The 16,746-nt window shown below is 70.4% G+C and carries 23 protein-coding genes; 14 read left to right on the forward strand and 9 right to left on the reverse strand.

All coding sequences use genetic code 11. From position 1 onward, the window contains the following. Nucleotides 1–110 precede the first annotated feature (110 nt). From H2041_RS07765 to H2041_RS07780, 4 genes are all read left to right on the forward strand, one after another. Nucleotides 111–428: a hypothetical protein gene (locus H2041_RS07765; protein ID WP_293411258.1), complete on the forward strand. Its 318-nt coding sequence runs from the start codon at nucleotides 111–113 to the stop codon at nucleotides 426–428. Beyond that, on the forward strand, nucleotides 425–820 hold the full coding sequence (locus tag H2041_RS07770) for a hypothetical protein (RefSeq protein WP_293411261.1): 396 nt from the start codon (nucleotides 425–427) through the stop codon (nucleotides 818–820). Before H2041_RS07765 ends, H2041_RS07770 begins: the two co-directional genes overlap by 4 nt. 93 nt (nucleotides 821–913) lie before the next feature. Next, entirely contained in the window at nucleotides 914–1,552 is a 639-nt protein-coding gene (locus tag H2041_RS07775) for a superoxide dismutase (protein ID WP_293411263.1), read from the forward strand. Nucleotides 1,553–1,672: 120 nt separating this feature from the next. Next, nucleotides 1,673–1,843 (forward strand): DUF1328 domain-containing protein, encoded by a 171-nt coding sequence (locus H2041_RS07780; RefSeq protein ID WP_293411266.1) that lies wholly within the window; start codon nucleotides 1,673–1,675, stop codon nucleotides 1,841–1,843. Nucleotides 1,844–1,909: 66 nt separating this feature from the next. On the opposite strand, the gene H2041_RS07785 is transcribed toward H2041_RS07780, so the two are convergent. Genes H2041_RS07785 through H2041_RS07795 form a run of 3 tightly spaced genes read right to left on the reverse strand, consistent with a single transcriptional unit; the run spans nucleotide 1,910 to nucleotide 4,000 of the window. After that, nucleotides 1,910–2,680 (reverse strand): metallophosphoesterase, encoded by a 771-nt coding sequence (locus H2041_RS07785; RefSeq protein ID WP_293411269.1) that lies wholly within the window; start codon nucleotides 2,678–2,680, stop codon nucleotides 1,910–1,912. 8 nt (nucleotides 2,681–2,688) lie between these two features. Further along, nucleotides 2,689–3,606 carry a diacylglycerol kinase family protein gene (locus tag H2041_RS07790; RefSeq protein ID WP_293411272.1) on the reverse strand — a complete coding sequence of 306 codons (918 nt, stop codon included), beginning with the start codon at nucleotides 3,604–3,606 and terminating at the stop codon, nucleotides 2,689–2,691. A gap of 13 nt (nucleotides 3,607–3,619) precedes the next feature. Then, a complete protein-coding gene (locus H2041_RS07795; protein ID WP_293411274.1) occupies nucleotides 3,620–4,000 on the reverse strand; it encodes a hypothetical protein in 381 nt (126 codons plus the stop codon). Nucleotides 4,001–4,143: 143 nt separating this feature from the next. Here H2041_RS07795 and H2041_RS07800 point away from each other — a divergent pair, with 143 nt between their 5' ends. From H2041_RS07800 to H2041_RS07815, 4 genes are all read left to right on the forward strand, one after another. Next, the gene (locus H2041_RS07800) at nucleotides 4,144–4,488 is read left to right on the forward strand and encodes a YMGG-like glycine zipper-containing protein (protein WP_293411277.1); all 345 of its coding nucleotides are present in this window, start codon (nucleotides 4,144–4,146) and stop codon (nucleotides 4,486–4,488) included. Between the two features lie 96 nt (nucleotides 4,489–4,584). After that, nucleotides 4,585–5,040 carry an OmpA family protein gene (locus tag H2041_RS07805; protein ID WP_293411280.1) on the forward strand — a complete coding sequence of 152 codons (456 nt, stop codon included), beginning with the start codon at nucleotides 4,585–4,587 and terminating at the stop codon, nucleotides 5,038–5,040. A gap of 356 nt (nucleotides 5,041–5,396) precedes the next feature. Beyond that, a complete protein-coding gene (locus H2041_RS07810; protein WP_293411282.1) occupies nucleotides 5,397–5,609 on the forward strand; it encodes a hypothetical protein in 213 nt (70 codons plus the stop codon). Nucleotides 5,610–5,628: 19 nt separating this feature from the next. Then, nucleotides 5,629–5,931, forward strand: a complete 303-nt coding sequence (locus H2041_RS07815) for a hypothetical protein (RefSeq protein ID WP_293411285.1) — start codon at nucleotides 5,629–5,631, stop codon at nucleotides 5,929–5,931. Between the two features lie 87 nt (nucleotides 5,932–6,018). Here H2041_RS07815 and H2041_RS07820 read toward each other — a convergent pair whose 3' ends face one another. Together H2041_RS07820 and H2041_RS07825 are read right to left on the reverse strand one after the other, a co-directional pair. Beyond that, nucleotides 6,019–6,192: a DUF1328 domain-containing protein gene (locus H2041_RS07820; protein ID WP_293411287.1), complete on the reverse strand. Its 174-nt coding sequence runs from the start codon at nucleotides 6,190–6,192 to the stop codon at nucleotides 6,019–6,021. Nucleotides 6,193–6,303: 111 nt separating this feature from the next. Then, complete coding sequence (locus H2041_RS07825) at nucleotides 6,304–7,104, reverse strand: response regulator (RefSeq protein WP_293411290.1); 801 nt, start codon at nucleotides 7,102–7,104, stop codon at nucleotides 6,304–6,306. A gap of 227 nt (nucleotides 7,105–7,331) precedes the next feature. Between H2041_RS07825 and H2041_RS07830 the strand changes: the two genes are divergently transcribed. From H2041_RS07830 to H2041_RS07845, 4 genes are read left to right on the forward strand one after another with little or no spacing between them, the layout of a single operon-like run. After that, nucleotides 7,332–7,529 (forward strand): NepR family anti-sigma factor, encoded by a 198-nt coding sequence (locus H2041_RS07830; RefSeq protein ID WP_293411293.1) that lies wholly within the window; start codon nucleotides 7,332–7,334, stop codon nucleotides 7,527–7,529. Then, complete coding sequence (locus H2041_RS07835) at nucleotides 7,529–8,125, forward strand: sigma-70 family RNA polymerase sigma factor (RefSeq protein ID WP_293411296.1); 597 nt, start codon at nucleotides 7,529–7,531, stop codon at nucleotides 8,123–8,125. Before H2041_RS07830 ends, H2041_RS07835 begins: the two co-directional genes overlap by 1 nt. 18 nt (nucleotides 8,126–8,143) lie before the next feature. Beyond that, nucleotides 8,144–9,853 carry a sensor histidine kinase gene (locus H2041_RS07840; RefSeq protein ID WP_293411298.1) on the forward strand — a complete coding sequence of 570 codons (1,710 nt, stop codon included), beginning with the start codon at nucleotides 8,144–8,146 and terminating at the stop codon, nucleotides 9,851–9,853. A 39-nt stretch (nucleotides 9,854–9,892) separates the two neighbouring features. Further along, complete coding sequence (locus H2041_RS07845; RefSeq protein WP_293411301.1) at nucleotides 9,893–10,030, forward strand: entericidin A/B family lipoprotein; 138 nt, start codon at nucleotides 9,893–9,895, stop codon at nucleotides 10,028–10,030. 85 nt (nucleotides 10,031–10,115) lie between these two features. Here H2041_RS07845 and H2041_RS07850 read toward each other — a convergent pair whose 3' ends face one another. The 4 genes from H2041_RS07850 to H2041_RS07865 all read right to left on the reverse strand — a co-directional run bounded on the left by H2041_RS07850 (nucleotide 10,116) and on the right by H2041_RS07865 (nucleotide 12,373). Further along, entirely contained in the window at nucleotides 10,116–10,934 is an 819-nt protein-coding gene (locus H2041_RS07850; protein WP_293411304.1) for a protein-glutamate O-methyltransferase CheR, read from the reverse strand. Continuing rightward, complete coding sequence (locus H2041_RS07855; RefSeq protein WP_293411307.1) at nucleotides 10,931–11,296, reverse strand: response regulator; 366 nt, start codon at nucleotides 11,294–11,296, stop codon at nucleotides 10,931–10,933. Before H2041_RS07855 ends, H2041_RS07850 begins: the two co-directional genes overlap by 4 nt. A 102-nt stretch (nucleotides 11,297–11,398) precedes the next feature. Further along, nucleotides 11,399–12,082 (reverse strand): histidine phosphotransferase ChpT, encoded by a 684-nt coding sequence (gene chpT, locus H2041_RS07860; RefSeq protein ID WP_293411310.1) that lies wholly within the window; start codon nucleotides 12,080–12,082, stop codon nucleotides 11,399–11,401. A 75-nt stretch (nucleotides 12,083–12,157) separates the two neighbouring features. After that, nucleotides 12,158–12,373, reverse strand: coding sequence for a hypothetical protein (locus H2041_RS07865; RefSeq protein ID WP_293411313.1), 216 nt, complete (start codon nucleotides 12,371–12,373; stop codon nucleotides 12,158–12,160). Between the two features lie 380 nt (nucleotides 12,374–12,753). Between H2041_RS07865 and H2041_RS07870 the strand changes: the two genes are divergently transcribed. Beyond that, nucleotides 12,754–13,944, forward strand: coding sequence for an acyl-CoA dehydrogenase (locus H2041_RS07870; RefSeq protein WP_293411316.1), 1,191 nt, complete (start codon nucleotides 12,754–12,756; stop codon nucleotides 13,942–13,944). Nucleotides 13,945–14,051: 107 nt separating this feature from the next. Continuing rightward, entirely contained in the window at nucleotides 14,052–16,739 is a 2,688-nt protein-coding gene (locus H2041_RS07875) for a PAS domain S-box protein (RefSeq protein ID WP_293411319.1), read from the forward strand. Nucleotides 16,740–16,746 lie beyond the last annotated feature (7 nt).

The raw sequence follows: 16,746 nt of genomic DNA on the forward strand, positions 1-16,746 counted from the left end.
AGAAATGACGCACCTTCCACTGGAACCCGGAACCGGGGTCGCCTATGTCACGTTGAGGCACAGCTCGGCGCGGAGCGCGCGCCGGGACATCGAACCTCTGGAGACCCGACATGTCGAACGCTGCTGACCAAGCCGCGAGCGAAGCCAAGGCTGCCGCCGCCTCCGCCAACAACTCCGCCCACCTTCTGGCGGAGGATGCGCAACGCACTTTCCGCGACGCGGCCAAGCACTTCGAACGCGCGATCCAGGAAGGGGTCGAGCAGCTGCGCGCCCAGTCGCGCGCCTATGCCGACACCGCCAGCGAACAGTTCGAGGAGGCGCAGCGCTATGTCGTCGACAACGTCCGTGAGCGTCCGCTGGCCGCCACCGGCGTGGCCGTCGGCATCGGCGTGGTGATCGGCCTCCTGCTGGCTGGCGGCCGCCGTTGATCGAAAAGGCGCTCCTGGCCGTCATCGGCCTGGCCGCGATCTGGGCTCTGACCCTGCTGTGCGTCTGCGCAGCGGGGTTCGCTCTGTTCGCCGGTCTCGCCGGCCCGCTGGGCCCCGCCTGGGCTGCGGCGCTCGTGGCGCTGGTCGCCGGGCTGCTCCTGGCCATCGTGGTTCTCGCCTCCCGGAACAAGCCCGCGACGCATGCGCCGCCGGCCGAAGAGGAAAGCCTCTCGGCGCGCGCCTTCGACCTCGCCCGCCGCTATCCGGTGGCTGCGGGGGCCGCCTCGATCCTGGCCCTCGTTGCGGCCGGCACGGTCGTGGTGAAGAATCCGAAGGTGATCGCCACGGCCATCAGCGCCTTCCTGGCGGGCCGGAGCGCCGGTCACCGCTAGGTCGCCGGCGGCCGATATTGACAAGGCTTTTCGTGGCGCGTCCGGTCCGGGCGCGCCCTTCCGTTTGACCCACTTCAGCGTATAGGAAACGCCATGTTCAAACTTCCCGACCTGCCCTACGCCTATGAGGCGCTGTCGCCGACCATCTCGGCCCAGACCCTGCACTTCCACCACGACAAGCACCACGCCAAGTACGTGGACGTGCTGAACGACCTCCTCAAGACGCAGGGCCGCAACCCGTCGAGCCTGGAAGAGCTGGTCAAGGAAATCGCCGGCGACCCGAGCCAGAAGAAGCTCTTCAACAACGCCGCCCAGACCTACAACCACACCTTCTTCTGGACCTGCATGATCGGCGAGAAGCAGGAGCCGACCGGCGACCTGGCGGCCGCCATCGAGCGCGACTTCGGCGGCATGGCCGGCCTGAAGGAAGCCTTCGTCAACGAGTCGGTGAACCACTTCGCCTCGGGCTGGGGCTGGCTCGCCGCCGACGGCGACAAGCTGGTGGTCACCTCCACCCACGACGCCGACGACCTGCTGCCGACCAACCTGACGCCGCTGCTGACCTGCGACGTCTGGGAGCACGCCTACTATCTCGACCACCAGAACGACCGGAAGGCGTTCGTCGAGGCCTGGTTCGACAACCTGCCGCACTGGAAGTTCGCCGGCGCGCAGTACGACGCCGCCCGCGGCAAGGGCCAGGCCTGGAAGCATCCCGCGCCCGTCGCCGGCTAAGCTTTCTAAGGCCGAGCCGGGAACAGCCGAGTTCTGAAGACGTTGAAGTCCCGTGAGCCCCTGGCTCGCGGGATTTCTTTTTTCCTCTGGCGAAGTCTTCGCCTGCAAAGGAGAGTTCAGATGCTCAGTTGGGCCCTTGTCTTCCTGGTGGTCGCTCTGATCGCCGGTCTTCTTGGCTTCACTTCGATCGCCGGCGCCGCGGTCGGCGTCGCCAAGATCCTGTTCTTTGTCTTCCTGGTGCTGTTCGTGGTCTCGGCCATCATGCACATGGTGCGTGGCCGCAGCGTCTAGAGCGGCGTTCCGCTGTCCCTCGGCGCGTTTCGACCGGCGGTCGGTCTTCAGCCTGTCGGAACGCGCCTAGCGGCGGCGGTCCAGGGACCAGGTCCGGTACGCCTCGAAGTGCGAGCCGGACCAGGCCTGGGCTCGCACGCGGATTTCCCGGTCGTCGACCTCGATGATGTTGAACCCGGCCGGCACGCCCCGCTCCCTCACCGACAGGGTGCCGCAGCCGATGGCGTAGGTCCGCTCGTCGGCGAAGGGATAGGGCAGGGCGAAGGGGGCGTGCACATGCCCCGAGATGACGATGTCGACGCCCGCTTCGCTGAAGTCGCGCGCCGCGTCGGTTCCGCCCCACACCTTCCCCGTCATCGGCCCCCCGATCATCTCCGTCAGCGGGTGATGCAGCGCGACGACCCGGAAGCGGTCCGACGGCGCGCCGGCGAACCAGGAGACCGCCTGCCGCGCCTGGTCGCGGGAGATCTGGCCCTTCGACCAGTTCATGCGCGGCTGCGCCCCGCGGGCGGTGTTGAGGCCGTGGACCGCCACCCGCTCGTCCAGATGGGTCTGGGACCAGGCCGGGCCGATGATCCGTTCGTAGCGGGCGAAGGGCCGGAACAGCCGGTCGAACCAGGCGAGATAGGGCGCGTCGTGATTGCCCGGCGTCACCATCAAGGGCGTCGGCAGGCGGGCCAGCCAGTCCCGCGCCGCCTCGAGTTCGTGCACCTCGGCGAAGCGGGTGACGTCGCCGGTGACGATCGTCATGTCCGGGGGATCGTCGCACACCATGCGGGTCGCCGCCTCCACGGCGGCCGCGTTCTCGTCCCCGAAATGGACATCGGAAAACTGCACCAGTCGGATCATTCGTCTTCGGGCCTCAGAACGGAGGCGGCCACGTCGCGTTCGGCGCCCGCAGGCTCGTCGGGCGGCGCGTAGATCCGCGCCACCTGGGGCAGGAAACTGACCTCGGCCAGCGAACCGAGCTGCACGGATTCGCCGTCGAGCAGGGCCGGTATCCCGCTCGCCGCCCAGATGCGCGCCTGCCGGCAGCGCGCCAGATCGACGGAGGGATCGTCGCGCCAGTCGCCCACGGCGGCCGTCAGACCCAGACGCACCGCTTCCAACGCGCCGTGCAGGTCGAGGCCGGCGGCCTCCAGCGCCTGGTCGTCGTCGCTGAGCCGGCGGGAAGCCGTCGGGCACATGAAGACGACCGCCTCCCCCTTCTCGCGGGGGCCGTCGTCGATGATGTAGCGCAGCCGGGCCGAGAAGGCCCGACGCCAGGCGGTGCGGGCGCGTTGCAGGGCGAGGCCGGCCTTGCCCTCCCGCACGGCCTCCCGCGCCGGCGCCCAAAGGGCCGGCGCGCCGAAGATGGCGGCGACCAGGAAGAGACGCCCCTCGACCATTCCCCCGGCCAGGGGATGGGTTTCGCCCCTCTCGAGCAGGTCCTCGAACGCCGCCTGCCAGGGGCGACGGCCATAGATGGCGTGGGGCAGCATGTTCATCGTCCCTCCGGCCAGCGGCGCCAGGAGAGGGCCGTCGGCGCCGCAGAGCTCCGCCGCCCGACGCGCCGTGCCGTCGCCGGCGACGACCGCCAGCAGATCGGGGCCCGCATCGATGGCCGCCCGCAGGCACCGGTCCAGATCTCCCGTCTCGGAGGCGCAGACGCGGGCCTCCACGCCGAAACGGCTGACGATGGCTTCAGCTTCGGCGGCGGCGTCGGGCGAAACGCTGCCGGACGCCAGGTTGATCACCACTTCGACCTTGCGGACCCCCCCCACACGCGGCTCCTGACTAGAGGTTCTGATCGTCGCCGCGGTCGCCGGGCGCCGTCTGCAGGTCGCGACCCGCCTCGCGCACGGCGACGCCCGCCTCGCCGATCGCCTCGCGGACGACCGGTTCGGCCTGGTCGGCGGCCACGGCCAGCTGCTGATCGACCACCTCGCCGCCGCGGCCGAACGAACCATACCACGCGGCCACGGCCAGCACCGCGCCGCCGGCCACGGCCACGACCCCGACCATCAGATTGCGCACCGGGTGGCTGCGCCGGACCCGCTCCTCGCGCCGGCCGTCGGCGCGGCCGCGCTCATAGGCGGCCTCCAGCGCGCGGTCGCGCGCCGGATCGACGTCGGCCGGGCGGGCCTCGGGGTTTCTACGGAATCGACGCCACATCATCTTCGGGCTCCATTCTCCTCATGCGGCTAAGCTAACGACATGTCCGCATGGGGGTTCCGCCGCGGCGAAAGCTGCGCAATGGCGGGAACCCGACGGAAAGGCGGGGCGTTTGGCCGGGGGCACAAGCTCAAGGAGAGCGCGAAATGAACAAGTCTTGGATCGCTATCGCCGGGGCCGGCCTGCTGGCTGCCGCCTGCACCTCCACCGGCACGGTCGAGCGTAACGCCGCCGGCGGCGCGGCGCTGGGCGCCCTGGCCGGCGCCGTGATCGGCAACAATGTCGGCGACGGCGACGCGGGCACCGGCGCGGCCATCGGCGCGATCGCCGGCGGCGCGGCGGGCGCCTACCGCGGCTGCCGCCAGGAAGGCGGCTGCGGCACTCAGGAGCCGAACCGCCGCCAGTATTATGACGAACGCGCGGGCCGCTACTACTTCTACGACCCGCAGTCCCAGCGCTACTACTGGGAGAATGGTCAGCCCCGCTACTGAGGCGGCCGACAATCGGATGTGCAAGGGCGGTCAGCACGGCGCTGGCCGCCCTTTTCATGGCCGGAAGGCGGAACGAGGGACCGGAGGAGAGACCGAATGGCGAGTTTTGCGACGGCGGGGCGGCTGACGCCCCTGGTGCTGGCCCTCGGCCTGGCGGGCTGCCAGAGCTGGGCCGAGATGCGCGGACGTCTGGTCGACGAGCCCGGCTGCGAACCGGTGCGGGCGGAGATCTATTTCGAGCCGGATTCGGCGGCGATCGGGCCGGAGGCCCAGGCCCTGATCGCCGAGGCCGCGCGCCAGGCGGAGGGATGCCGCCTGCAGCATGTCGAAGTGCTGGGTCTGGCCGATGCGGCCGGCGCGCCCCAGGCCAATCTGGCGCTCTCCAAGGCGCGGGCCGAGGCGGTCACCGCGGCCCTGGCGGCCGAACGGCTGGCGGTGAGCGACGTGCGGCTGCTGGCCGCCGGCGAGGCCGGGGCGGTGACCCCGCAGGGCGAGCTGCAGCCCATGCGGCGTCGGGCGGAGATCGTCCTGCGCCTCGCCGACCCCGACTGAGGGCCCGGGCGGAAGGCCAGGCGGAAAGAAAGACGGCGGGCCTTTTGGGGCCCGCCGAGTTTGCATCATCGAGAAAAGGGGGTGCGGAGACGGCAGACCGGCATAAGGGGGCCGGTCTCAAGTCGGGGGGGGCGTCGCCGCCTCCGCAAGGACATAAACACCGGCCGCCCCCCTGCGTTCCCGCCGGCGCGAGATTTTTTGGGATTTCTCGCCCCAGACGTGGTCCTTGATTGAATTCGTTGGCGAATTTTTTTGTGGCCGCGCTTCCGGCCCTTGGGGGAACGCCCGCCCCGCCCCGACGTTCAGTTCCCGAGCGGGGCCATTCCCGCGACCTCCAGCCGGGACAGGGGCGAAGCATGATCCGAGGCTATATGACGGCCCATGGCGGCCTGGCCTATGTGGAAGGCCCCACCCGGCGCCAGAGGCTGGCGCGGCGTCGCCTGACGGCCGTCACCTCCATCGCCGCCATGGCCTCGGCGGCGGCCCTGCTGGGCGCGATGGCGCCTGCGGAACGGCCCCCGCCGGAGGCGCCGCCCGCGCCGAGCCTTCTGAGCTATTTCACCTTCTAGAAGAAAGGAGAGCGCCGTCATGGCCGACTCCAACGATCCGCATCCCAAGGTCCCGGCCACGCCCGCCCGCCAGGGCGCCCTGGGCAAGCCCGTCCTGGCGATCCTGGTGGTGTCCGTCACCCTGGCCTTCCTCGGCCTGCTCGGCAGCTGGCTTCTGCGCTCCGACGATCTCGCCGAGACCGCGCCCCACGCCGCCCAGCAGCCGTCGGACGCGGCGGTGTTCGACGAGCCCGAACCCTCGCCGATCGAGCCCACCATGGCCGACAAGCGCCAGGAGCAGGTCCCCACCCCGGCCAATCCGACGCGGCCCGACGCCCCCTGATCGAAGCCTGCACGCCGACACGAAAGAGGCCGCCGGAGACCGGCGGCCTTTTCTATTGTCCGGACCGCCGGGACGGGATGTCCGAGGTCAGACCACCGACTGGCCGCGCAACGCGCGGACGACGAAGCTGGCGACGAGCAGGACCAGGAAGACCACGAAGAGGATCTTGGCGATGGTGGCGGCGAGACCCGCCAGGCCCATGAAGCCGAGATAGCCCGCGACCAAGGCGAGAACCGCAAAGACGATCGCCCAACCGAGCATGCCGACGCTCCTTCGATCTGGGCGGAGTTGCTCCGCCGCGCATGAAAAGGGCGGCCGAGCTTGGCCCGGCCGCCCCTTCAAACGTCTGGCGAGGTCGCCCGTTCCGGCGGCTCAGGCCGCGGCCTTGGCCGCCCGTCGCGGATGGAAGAACAGCGCCTGGCCGATGGCCGCCTTCACCGTTTCCGGCTGGAAGGGCTTGGTGATCAGGAAGGTCGGCTCGGGCCGCTCCCCGGTCAGGAGGCGCTCGGGGAAGGCGGTGATGAAGATCACCGGCACGTCGTGGTCGCTGAGGATGTCCTTGACCGCGTCGATGCCCGAGGAGCCGTCCGCCAGCTGGATGTCGGCCAGCACCAGGCCCGGCCGGTTGCGGCTGACCGCCTCCACCGCCTCGGTGCGGGTGGCGGCGATGTCGACCACCGTATGGCCGAGCTCCTTCACCAGCGCCTCGATGTCGGCGGCGATCACCGGCTCGTCCTCGATGATCAGCACATCGGTGGCCAGTTCGGCGTCGATCTCGGCCTGGGCCTCGGCGATCAGGGCCTCGACCTCCTCGAAGCTGGCGCCGAGGATCTGGGCCGTCTCGCTGGGGGTGAAGCCCTCCAGGGCCGTCAGCAGGAAGGCCTGGCGCGAGCGCGGGGCGATCCGCATGAGGCGGGAATTGGCGTCTTCGCCGCCGGCGTCCTCGCCGGCGGGCGCTTCCAGTTGCGCGCCGCTCGAGAGCCAGATGGCGTGAAAGACATGATAGAGCGCCACACGGGGCGTCAGATTGGCCTCCAGGACCCGTTCGCCCGCGGCAAGCGCCTCAAGCGCGACGCGGACATAGTGGTCCCCCGTCGTCTGATCTCCAGTGAGCGCGCGCGCATAGCGCCGGACATAAGGCAGATGCGGCGCCAATCGGGCTAGAAGACTCACGAACCCCTCCCGTTCAGGACAACGATCGACGCGCGCCGGCGTCCAAGCGAGCGCGCGAGATCAACTAAGACCGAAAACGCCATTTGTGGGAACCGGTTCCCACCGGGCGGTGTTTTCGTCATCCTGACAACAGGTTGCATAATGGAACCCGGCAGGGGGCGGGGCGTTTGAGCGATCAGAATGACAATGCGAGGGGGCGATCTCCGCGTGAGCGGAGCGCCGAAGGTATGATCGAACAGCAGCAGCAGCCACAGAAACCGCCGGGTCCCGAAAACCGTTCGGCGGCGCTCGACGAGGCGCGGTTGCGCCAGCAGGCCATCGGGGTGCGCCTCCGTCAGATGTTCGACGAGGTGGTCAACGAGCCGGTCCCGGATGAGTTTCTCGACATCCTGCGCCGCGCCGACAAGTCGGCGGAGGGCAAGTAATGGTCGATGCTGACGCCCGAGACGCCGCCACGGACGAAGCGTTCAAGAAGGAGCTGGTCGGTCTGATCCCGCACCTTCGCGCCTTTGCGCGGACCCTGTGCGGCGACGCCACCGCCGCCGACGACCTGGCCCAGGACGCCATGATGAAGGCCTGGGATGCGCGCGCCAGCTTCCAGATGGGGACCAACATGAAGGCCTGGACCTTCATGATCCTGCGCAATCAGTTCTATTCCGAGAAGCGTCGCTCGTGGCGCCAGAGCCAGCTCGACCAGGAAGCGGCCGAGCGGACCCTGGTGGCCGTGGACGATCCGGAGGCGCCCGTCGCCCTGGACGAACTGCGGCTCAGCCTGATCATGCTGCCGCCCGAGCAGCGCGAGGCGCTGATCCTGGTCGGCGCCGGCGGCTTCGCCTACGAGGAAGCCGCCGAGATCTGCGGCGTGGCCGTCGGCACGGTGAAGAGCCGCGTCAGCCGGGCGCGGCGCGCCCTGCAGGCCATCCTCGACGAAGGCGCGTACGAACGGGACGGCGGCGCGGCGGGCGACGCCATGCGCTCCATCCTTGCAGACGCCGAGCGTCTCAGCTCCACCGTTCGCTGAAGCCTGAGGGCCTGGGCGATGACCGGGGGAGCCTGGGCCTCTCTGAGCACCATCCGGGTGCGGCTGATCGCGGCCCTGGCGGCCGCGCTCCTGCCCGTGCTCGTCCTGGGCGCGGTGCAGACGGCGGTGGCCTTCAATCGGGAAGCCGCCCTTCTGCGCGAAAACCTGGGTTCGGCGGCCGAGCGAAGCGCCGCCGACGCCCGGGCCCGGATGGAGTCGGCCGACATCCTGCTGGAGACCTTGGCCCCGGGCTCGGTGGGCTTCCAGTGCGCCCAGCGCCTGGCCCAGGTGACCGAGCGCATACCCGGCTATGACAACCTGATCCGGTTCGACCGCTCGGGACGCGTGGCCTGTGCGGCCGGCGACGTGCCGGCCGATCCGGGACGGCGGGAGCGGCCCTGGTTCCAGCAGCTGCGGGCCGGCGAGGACCTCGTCATCACCCGCGATCCCGGCGCCGCCTATTCGGCGGAGCCGGCCCTGATGGCCGTGGTCCGGGCGGAAACCGCCCGCGGCGACTTCGACGGCGCCCTGGCGGCGATCATTCCGCTCTCCAGCCTGCGGCCCGACCGGGCGGTGGCCCTGCCGCGGGGATCGGAGGTGGCCCTGCTCGACGGCGAAGGGCGCTATCTGAGCATGACGAACGCCCAGGCTTTCGCGCCGCCCCCGCGCGACTGGCTGGAGCGGACGCGGGCGCAGGGCTCCTTCGTCTGGTACGCGCGGGCCGGGGGCGAGCGACGGGTGCACATCGCCGCGCCGCTGGTGGGCGAAAGCCTCTTCGTGATGCTGTCGGCGCGCTCTCCCGGCCTGTTCTCCTGGGCGCGGCTCAACCCGCTGACCGCGCTCGTCTTCCCGCTGCTCACCTTCGCCCTGGCCCTGCTCACCGTCTTCGTGGCGGCCGAACGGGTGGTCGTGCGGTGGATCGTCTATCTGCAGCGCATCGCCGCCCTCTACGCCCGCGGCCGGCTCAGCGTCAGGCCGGTGCGCGCCGACGACATGCCCGCCGAGATCCGCGACCTGGCCGAGACGCTCGAGGACATGGCCGACGCCATCGTCGGCCGCGACGCCTCCCTGCGCGACTCCCTGGCGCAGAAGGACGGGCTGATGCGCGAGATCCACCACCGGGTGAAGAACAACCTGCAGGTCATCTCCAGCCTGCTGTCGATGCAGCAGCGGGCGCTCACCGACCCCGGCGCCCGGGCGGCCATGTCCGACACGCGGCAGCGCATCTCCGCCCTCGCCCTGGTCTATCGCGCCCTCTACCAGGGGCCGGACCTGAAACGCGTGGACCTGCGGCCCTTCCTCGAGGAGCTGACGGCGCAGCTGGTGGCCGGCGACGCGGCGCATGGGCCGGCGGTGCGGACGGAGCTGCACGCCGACGCCCTGGTCATCGATCCGGATCGCCTCGCGCCGCTCGCCCTCTTCGCCGTCGAGGCGATCACCAACGCCCAGAAGCACGCCTTCGCCGAGCGCGGCGGGCTGCTGAGCGTGAATTTCCAGGTGCAGGACGGCGAGGGAATCCTGGAGATTTCCGACGACGGTCAGCCCACCGACGAGGCGCTGAACGCCAGCGGGGTCGGCCGCACCCTGATGACGGCCTTCGCCCGGCAGCTTCGCGGCCGCAACGAGGTCCTCCGCAACGCCTCGGGAGGCATGACCGTGCGCCTCGTCTTCCCCATCCCCGCGTCGGAGCACGCCGCGCCGCACGCCGGGAACCAGGCCGCAGCCTGACCGTTTGGCTGGCGACACCCCCAAGAGGAGATCAGGTGCATGCGTAAGGTTCTCATCCTGGCGGCCATGGCCGCCACCTTCGCCACGGCTGCGTGCAACACGGTCGCGGGCGCGGGCCAAGACGTGGAAGCCGCCGGCGAGGCCGTTCAGGACACCGCCCGCGACGTCGCCAACTAAGGCGCGCGTTTCGACGAAAACGGTCTCCGTTTCACCCCGCCGGTCCGCCGGCGGGGTTTTTCGTCGGCGCGACGCCGGTGAGGATCTAGGCGGCCGCCCGCCGATGGCCCGTGAAGACGCCCGCGCCGACGCCGGGCTTCAGGGCCTCGGAAAGAAGGGTCGGATCCTCGCCCGCCGCGAACAGAACCGCGCCGCCGGGATTGAGGGCCGCGGCCAGGTTCTCCGCCACGCGGGCCCGGGCGGGTTCGATCATGCACTCGATGACGTGAGGGCAGAAGATCACGTCGAAGCCGCGCACCCGCGACAGGTCGCTGACCAGGTTCAGCCGACGCCAGCGGATATCCTGCCGCAGGCGGGGCGACAGCTCCCAGGTTTCCCCGGCCTTCTCGAAATGGCGGACCAGGCGCCGGATCGGCAGGCCGCGCTGAACCTCGAACTGGGTGTAGAGGCCGCTCTGGGCCTTCTCCAGCGCACGTTCCGACAGGTCCGAGGCGAAGAGTTCGAAGCGCGCCTCGGGGAAGCGATCGGCCAGTTCGTCCAGGAGCATGGCCAGGGAATAGACCTCCTGTCCCGATCCGCAGGCGGCGCTCCAGATACGGATGGGCTGGCCGGTCCGGCCCTTCGCCAGGGCCGGCAGGATCTCGTGCTCGAAGCGGTCGAAGAGCTCGCGGTCGCGGAAGAAGGCCGTCTCGTTCGGGGCCATGGCCTCGACCACCGCCCAGATCAGCCGGTCTTCCCGGCGGGTCCGCAGGGCGGCAACCAGATCCCCGATGTTGTCGAACCCCTCGCGCCGGGCCACCGGAGACAGCCTCGTCTCCAGCACATAGTCCTTCGCCGGATCGACGCGCTGGCCCGAGCGGGCGGCGCACAGTTGGGCGATCAGTTCGCGGTCCTCGGGCTTCATGCCAGGCCCGCCTCGGCGAACTTCGAGGCGACGATCTCGCTGTCGAAAGGCTTCATGATGTACTCGTCGGCGCCGCTCTCCAGCGCCTCACGGATGGCCGGAATCTCGTTCTCCACGGTGCAGAAGACCACCTTGGGCGCCTCGCCCCCCGGTTCCTTGCGCAGGCGGCGCAGGAATTCGAGGCCGTTCATCACCGGCATGTTCCAGTCGAGCAGGACGACGTCGGGCATGCAGGTGCGGCACCAGGCGAGCGCCTCAGCGCCGTCGGCGGCCTCGGCCACGTCGAAGCCGAGATCTTCCAGGATGCGTCGCGCGACCTTGCGGATCACCCGGCTGTCGTCGACGACGAGGCACGTCCTCACAGGAACACTCCCAACCAGATCCCAGCCGTTTTCGCGTCTGGTTGGTTAAGGAGGGGTGCAGCTTCGCCCTTAATCGCCTCTTCGTGACCCCAGGTTGGGCGGTCAGGCCGGCAGGGTCGCGGCGAAGGTGACCTTCCCCTCCGCGCTCTCCACCAGGACCCGGCCGCCGGCCTCGGTGACGAACAGATGGACGTAGTAGGCCTGCACCCAGTGGCCATGCAGCATGCCGTCGGGCAGAGGGCGGCCCAGAAGGCCGGCCTCCACCTCGGGCCGCAGGCGCGCCTTGGCCCCGACGGCCTCGGCGGCGATCACCGTGGCTGCGCCGTCGCTCACCGCCCGCACCTGCGCCTCCCCGCCCATGGGCAGGGCCGCGCCGGCCATCTGGGCGAGGTTGAGGATCGTGCGCGCCGACGGCTTGTCCAGGCTGGCCGGCTCCACCGTCCAGACCAGGTTGGCCCGCTGGTGGGCGAAGACGGCCTGGCTGAGCGTCTCGAGTTCGCGCGGGTCGAAGGTGTCGGCCGACGCCGAGGCTCCGAACGCCACCCGCGTGAAGGCGAGCAGGTCGGCGAGCTTCCGCCCGGAGGCCGCGATCAGGCCGATGGCGTCCTCGCGCATGTCCTGCGCGCCCTCGTCCTCCAGCAGGTCGAGGCCGGAGACGATGGCGCTGACCGGACTGATGAAGTCATGGCACATGCGCGCGGCCAGGAAGGCGGCGATCTGGGCCGTGCTGGTGAGGCTCTCTCCGGCCGGGGCCTCGGAAACGGGGGACGGTGCGGCGTCGCTCATGGCGCGCGAGAGTGGCGTGATTTGGCGCCGAGGTGAACTGCCGAGCCCGGCGGGCTCATGCGGCGAGCGCGAACGCTAGACGTGCTTCTCGAAGGTCCAGGGCTCGTCCGGCGCCGGCACGGCGGGCGAACGCTCCGCGGCGGGCGCGTAGATCCCCTGGGCGTCGGCGGAGGCGGCGACCGAACGGCCGCCCAGTCCGACCATGAGATAGGTCGAAAACCCCGCGAAGAAGGCGAAGACGGCCAACCACAGGAAGGGGCGGTAGAGGTCGCTAAGGCGTTCGGGCGTCATGGCTTTCGGCTCCTCGTCGTGACAACCCCGGAGCGCTCGATTGGTTGCGGGCCCCCGACCGCCCGCCCGCTTTGTTGCGAGCCATTCTCATTCTCCGTTGCGCCGGGACCCGTGGGGTTATAAGAATGCCTCGCAATCTCGATTGCTCCCCCGCGGCGTCTCCCCAGCCGTCGCACGTCGTCCGGAGCGCCGTCCCTGTCCGCCCTCGGCCTGCGGCGGCGTCTCCGGACGTTTTCCCTTTGGCGTTCCTCCCCGCCAGGCCTCGCCCCGCTCCGGCCCCCGCCGGGCGGGGCGCTTTCTTGTGCAGGGCGCCTGTAATCGCCCACGTTTTCGGTCCATAAGCGCGCGAACAAGAACGTCCGCCAAACAGGAGGCGCGCCATGGCTCTCGACACCGGAGCGACCCAGAAGACCTTTCGCTGGGATGACCCCCTCGACCTCACCTCCCGCCTGTCCGAGGACGAGCGGATGGTCTGGGAATCGGCCAGGTCCTATGCGCGTGAAAAACTCCTGCCGCGCGTGGTCTCGGCCTTCGCCGAGGAGCGGTTCGACCGCGAGATCATGACGGAGATGGGCGCCCTGGGCTTCCTGGGGCCGACGGTCTCGGAGCAGTACGGCGGCGCCGGCGTGGGCCACGTGGCCTACGGCCTCATCGCCCGCGAGGTCGAGGCGATCGATTCCGGCTACCGCTCGGCGATGAGCGTGCAGTCCTCTCTGGTGATGTATCCGATCGAGGCCTTCGGCTCCGAGGAGCAGAAGCAGAAGTACCTGCCGGGCATGGCCCGCGGCGAGATCATCGGCTGCTTCGGCCTGACCGAGGCCGACGGCGGCTCCGATCCGGCCTCCATGCGCACGAACGCCAAGAAGGTCGATGGCGGCTATGTGCTGAACGGCGCCAAGATGTGGATCACCAACAGCCCCATCTGCGACGTGGCGCTGGTCTGGGCCAAGCTGGACGGGGTGATCCGCGGCTTCCTGGTGGACCGCGGCTCCGAGGGCTTCGAGACGCCGAAGATCCAGAACAAGCTGTCGCTGCGCGCCTCGGTGACCGGCGAGATCGCGCTCGCCGACGTGTTCGTGCCCGAAGACCAGATGCTGCCTGGCGTCACCGGCCTGCGGGGCCCCTTCTCATGCCTGAACAAGGCCCGCTACGGGATCGCCTGGGGCGCCATGGGCGCGGCCGAGTTCTGCCTGCACGCCAGCCGCGACTACGTCTCCAGCCGCACGGTGTTCGGCAAGCCGCTGGCCGCCCGCCAGCTGGTGCAGAAGAAGCTGGCCGACATGCAGACCGAGATCGCGCTGGGCTTCGAAGGCGCGCTCGCCCTCGGCCGGCTGATCGACCAGGGGGCGTGGGTCCCTGAAGCCATCAGCCTGATGAAGCGCAACAACTGCGGCAAGGCGCTGGCCATCGCCCGGGAGGCCCGCGACATCCACGGCGGCAACGGCATCAGCGGCGAGTACCACGTCATGCGCCACGCCGCGAACCTGGAGACGGTCAACACCTACGAAGGCGCCCACGACGTCCACGCCCTCATCCTGGGCCGCGCCATCACCGGCGAGAACGCCTTCTAGTGGAGCGGGCCGGCGGCCTCGCGCCGCCGAACCTTGCGTTTACGCTTGTCTGATACCCCCGTTCGGAAAGACGCGGCGATGAACCGCGTCGATCCGGGGGAATCTGAATGGCGGATTCGGGCGGGCTCTCGGGCCAGCTGTCCATAGACTGGATGTTCCGGCAGAGCTGCGAGCTGATGCTGGCGGCGGATCCGGCGGGCCGGTTCGCCCTGCTCAACCCCGCCTGGGAAGCCGCCACGGGATGGGCCGTCGCCGAGCTGATCGGCCGCCCCGTCGCCGAGCTCATCCACCCGGACGACATGGACGACTTCGGCGCCCATGTGGAGCGCCTGCTCACCCGACAGATCAGCGAGAACCTCTGCCGCGTCCTCATGAAGGACGGATCCTGGCGCTGGTTCTCCGGCCGCGCGCAGCTGACCGACGACGGCCACATCATCGGCGTGCTGCGCGACGCCACCGACGACCACGCCCGTCAGATCGAGCTGCAGGAGGCGCGCCGGACGCGCCTGCTCCTGTCCGAAGCCGCCGGCATCGGCGCCTGGAGCTACGAACCCCACGAGCGGGCCGTGGTCTGGTCGGAGGAGATCCTGGCCATCACCGGCTACGCCCCGAGGGAGATCAGCCGGCCGGAGGACTTCTTCGCCGTCCTGCATCCCGACGAACGCGGGCTGGTGGAGACGGCCTTCGCCCGCGGCGTCGAGGAAGGGCTCGCCCAGAGCCTGGAACACCGGATGCGGACCCGCGACGGCCGCTGGGCGACCTGGCGCGCCACCTTCCATTGCGAGCCGCGGCCCGGGGGCCGCTTCGCGCTCAAGGGCATTTCCCAGGACGTGACGGAACTGGTCGCGGCGCGCGACATGGCCCGCGCCAGCGAGCGGCAGATGGCGCTGCTGGTGGAGAACGCCCCGTTTGCGGTGGCCATGTTCGACCGCGAGATGCGCTACCTGGTGGTGAGCCCGCGCTGGCGGGAGATCTTCAAGCTGGGCGGGCGCGAACACATCGGTCTGCCGCTTCGCCAGGTCTTCCCCGGCATGCCGCGACGCTTCCGCGAGGCCGAGCACCGCGTCCTGCAGGGCGAGGTGGTCAGCCGGTCCGAAGACCGCTTCACCGACAGCCAGGGCCAGGACCACTGGGTGCGCTGGGAAGCGCGCCCCTGGCACGACGGCGACGGCCGGGTCGCCGGCATGGTGGCCTATCTGGACGACATTTCTAGCCTGACGCGGGCGCGGGAGGCGGCGCGGGCCAACGCCCGGCGGCTGAAGGTGTCGCTGGCCGCCGCCGACGCCGGCGTCTACGAGATCGACCACGTCGCCAAGACCTTCTGGGCCTCGCCGGAGTTCAAGAAGCTCTTCGGGGCCAACCGGGCCAGCTACGACGACGCCCTCCATCTGGCCTTTCCGCGCTTCCATCCGGACGATCTGCCGACCGTCCGCCAGGCCTTCCGCGACATCCAGACCGGGGCGCGCACCTCCGGCGAGGCCTTCGAGGCCCGCGTGCTGCGCCCGGACGGCCAGGCCCGCTGGGTGCGGGTGTTCCACCACCTGCAGAAGGACCCGCAAGGCCGCTGGCTGAAAGGCGTCGGGCTCGTCCACGACTTCGACGAACGCAAGCGACAGGAGCTCGCCCTCATCGAGGCCGAACGCGCCGCCCAGGCGGCCGCCGAGGCCAAGGCCCAGTTCCTGGCCAATATGAGCCATGAGATCCGCACGCCGATGAACGGCGTGCTGGGCGTGCTGCACCTGCTGAAGTCCGAAACCCTGTCGGACGACGGACGGCGGCTGCTGGACGAGGCGCTCTCCTGCGGCCACATGCTGGCCGAGCTGCTCAACGACGTGATCGACTTCTCCAAGATCGAGGCCGGGCGTCTGGAGCTCGCCTACGAACCCCTCGAACCCCGCGCGCTGGTGGAGAGCGTGATCAGCCTGCTGGCGCCGCAGGCGGCCGAACGGGGCCTGCAGCTGCGCGCCGAGCTTCCCGCCGATCTCGGCTGGATCCGCGGCGAGCCCACCCGGTTGCGCCAGGCCTTGTTCAACCTGGTCGGCAACGCCGTGAAGTTCACCCTGCAGGGCCACGTCGTGGTGCGGGTCCGCAGCGTCGACGGACCCGCGGGGCCGCGCCTGCGGTTCGAGGTGGAGGACACCGGAGTGGGCATCCCCGCCGAGGTGCAGCCGCGCATCTTCCAGCGGTTCGATCAGGGCGACGCCTCGACCACCCGCCGCTTCGGGGGATCGGGTCTTGGCCTGGCCATCACCGAGCGGCTGGCGCAGATGATGGGCGGCGCGGTCGGCTTCACCTCCCTCCAGGGGAAGGGCTCGACCTTCTGGCTGGAAGTGGCCGCCGAGCCGGCTCAGGCGCCGGAACGCGCAGCCGACGTCCTGCCCGACCTTCTCTCGGGGGTGCGGGTCCTGGTGGTGGAGGACAACCCGACCAATCGGCTGATCGCCACCAAGCTGCTCGAGAAGCTGGGCGCCAGCGTGGAGACCGCCAGCGACGGCTATCTGGGCGTCGAGGCCGCCGCGCGACAGGCCTTCGACCTCATCCTGATGGACGTGCAGATGCCGGGCATCGACGGCCTGGAGGCCGCACGGCGCATCCGCGCCCTGCCCGCGCCGGCGTCGGCCACCCCGATCGTGGCCCTGACCGCCAATGTCATGGCCCATCAACGCCGCGCCTATCTCGAGGCCGGCATGGACGGGGTGGTCGGAAAGCCGATATCGCCCGCCGCCCTGCTGGCCGAGATCGCCCGGTTGGGAGACCCCGCGGCCGCCGCCTCGGACGGCGTCGCCGCCGCCTGAGATCGGG

The sequence above is a fragment of the Phenylobacterium sp. genome, from assembly GCF_013911965.1.
GTDB lineage: Bacteria > Pseudomonadota > Alphaproteobacteria > Caulobacterales > Caulobacteraceae > Phenylobacterium.

Coding starts and splice junctions, on each gene's coding strand:
- H2041_RS07830 (WP_293411293.1), top strand. CDS start 7,332: ATGATCGAACAGCAGCAGCAGCCACAGAAACCGCCGGGTCCCGAAAAC.
- H2041_RS07865 (WP_293411313.1), bottom strand. CDS start 12,373: ATGACGCCCGAACGCCTTAGCGACCTCTACCGCCCCTTCCTGTGGTTG.
- H2041_RS07810 (WP_293411282.1), top strand. CDS start 5,397: ATGATCCGAGGCTATATGACGGCCCATGGCGGCCTGGCCTATGTGGAA.
- H2041_RS07805 (WP_293411280.1), top strand. CDS start 4,585: ATGGCGAGTTTTGCGACGGCGGGGCGGCTGACGCCCCTGGTGCTGGCC.
- H2041_RS07840 (WP_293411298.1), top strand. CDS start 8,144: ATGACCGGGGGAGCCTGGGCCTCTCTGAGCACCATCCGGGTGCGGCTG.
- H2041_RS07875 (WP_293411319.1), top strand. CDS start 14,052: ATGGCGGATTCGGGCGGGCTCTCGGGCCAGCTGTCCATAGACTGGATG.
- H2041_RS07765 (WP_293411258.1), top strand. CDS start 111: ATGTCGAACGCTGCTGACCAAGCCGCGAGCGAAGCCAAGGCTGCCGCC.
- H2041_RS07775 (WP_293411263.1), top strand. CDS start 914: ATGTTCAAACTTCCCGACCTGCCCTACGCCTATGAGGCGCTGTCGCCG.
- H2041_RS07815 (WP_293411285.1), top strand. CDS start 5,629: ATGGCCGACTCCAACGATCCGCATCCCAAGGTCCCGGCCACGCCCGCC.
- H2041_RS07845 (WP_293411301.1), top strand. CDS start 9,893: ATGCGTAAGGTTCTCATCCTGGCGGCCATGGCCGCCACCTTCGCCACG.
- H2041_RS07835 (WP_293411296.1), top strand. CDS start 7,529: ATGGTCGATGCTGACGCCCGAGACGCCGCCACGGACGAAGCGTTCAAG.
- H2041_RS07795 (WP_293411274.1), bottom strand. CDS start 4,000: ATGATGTGGCGTCGATTCCGTAGAAACCCCGAGGCCCGCCCGGCCGAC.
- H2041_RS07820 (WP_293411287.1), bottom strand. CDS start 6,192: ATGCTCGGTTGGGCGATCGTCTTTGCGGTTCTCGCCTTGGTCGCGGGC.
- H2041_RS07870 (WP_293411316.1), top strand. CDS start 12,754: ATGGCTCTCGACACCGGAGCGACCCAGAAGACCTTTCGCTGGGATGAC.
- H2041_RS07800 (WP_293411277.1), top strand. CDS start 4,144: ATGAACAAGTCTTGGATCGCTATCGCCGGGGCCGGCCTGCTGGCTGCC.
- chpT (WP_293411310.1), bottom strand. CDS start 12,082: ATGAGCGACGCCGCACCGTCCCCCGTTTCCGAGGCCCCGGCCGGAGAG.
- H2041_RS07780 (WP_293411266.1), top strand. CDS start 1,673: ATGCTCAGTTGGGCCCTTGTCTTCCTGGTGGTCGCTCTGATCGCCGGT.
- H2041_RS07850 (WP_293411304.1), bottom strand. CDS start 10,934: ATGAAGCCCGAGGACCGCGAACTGATCGCCCAACTGTGCGCCGCCCGC.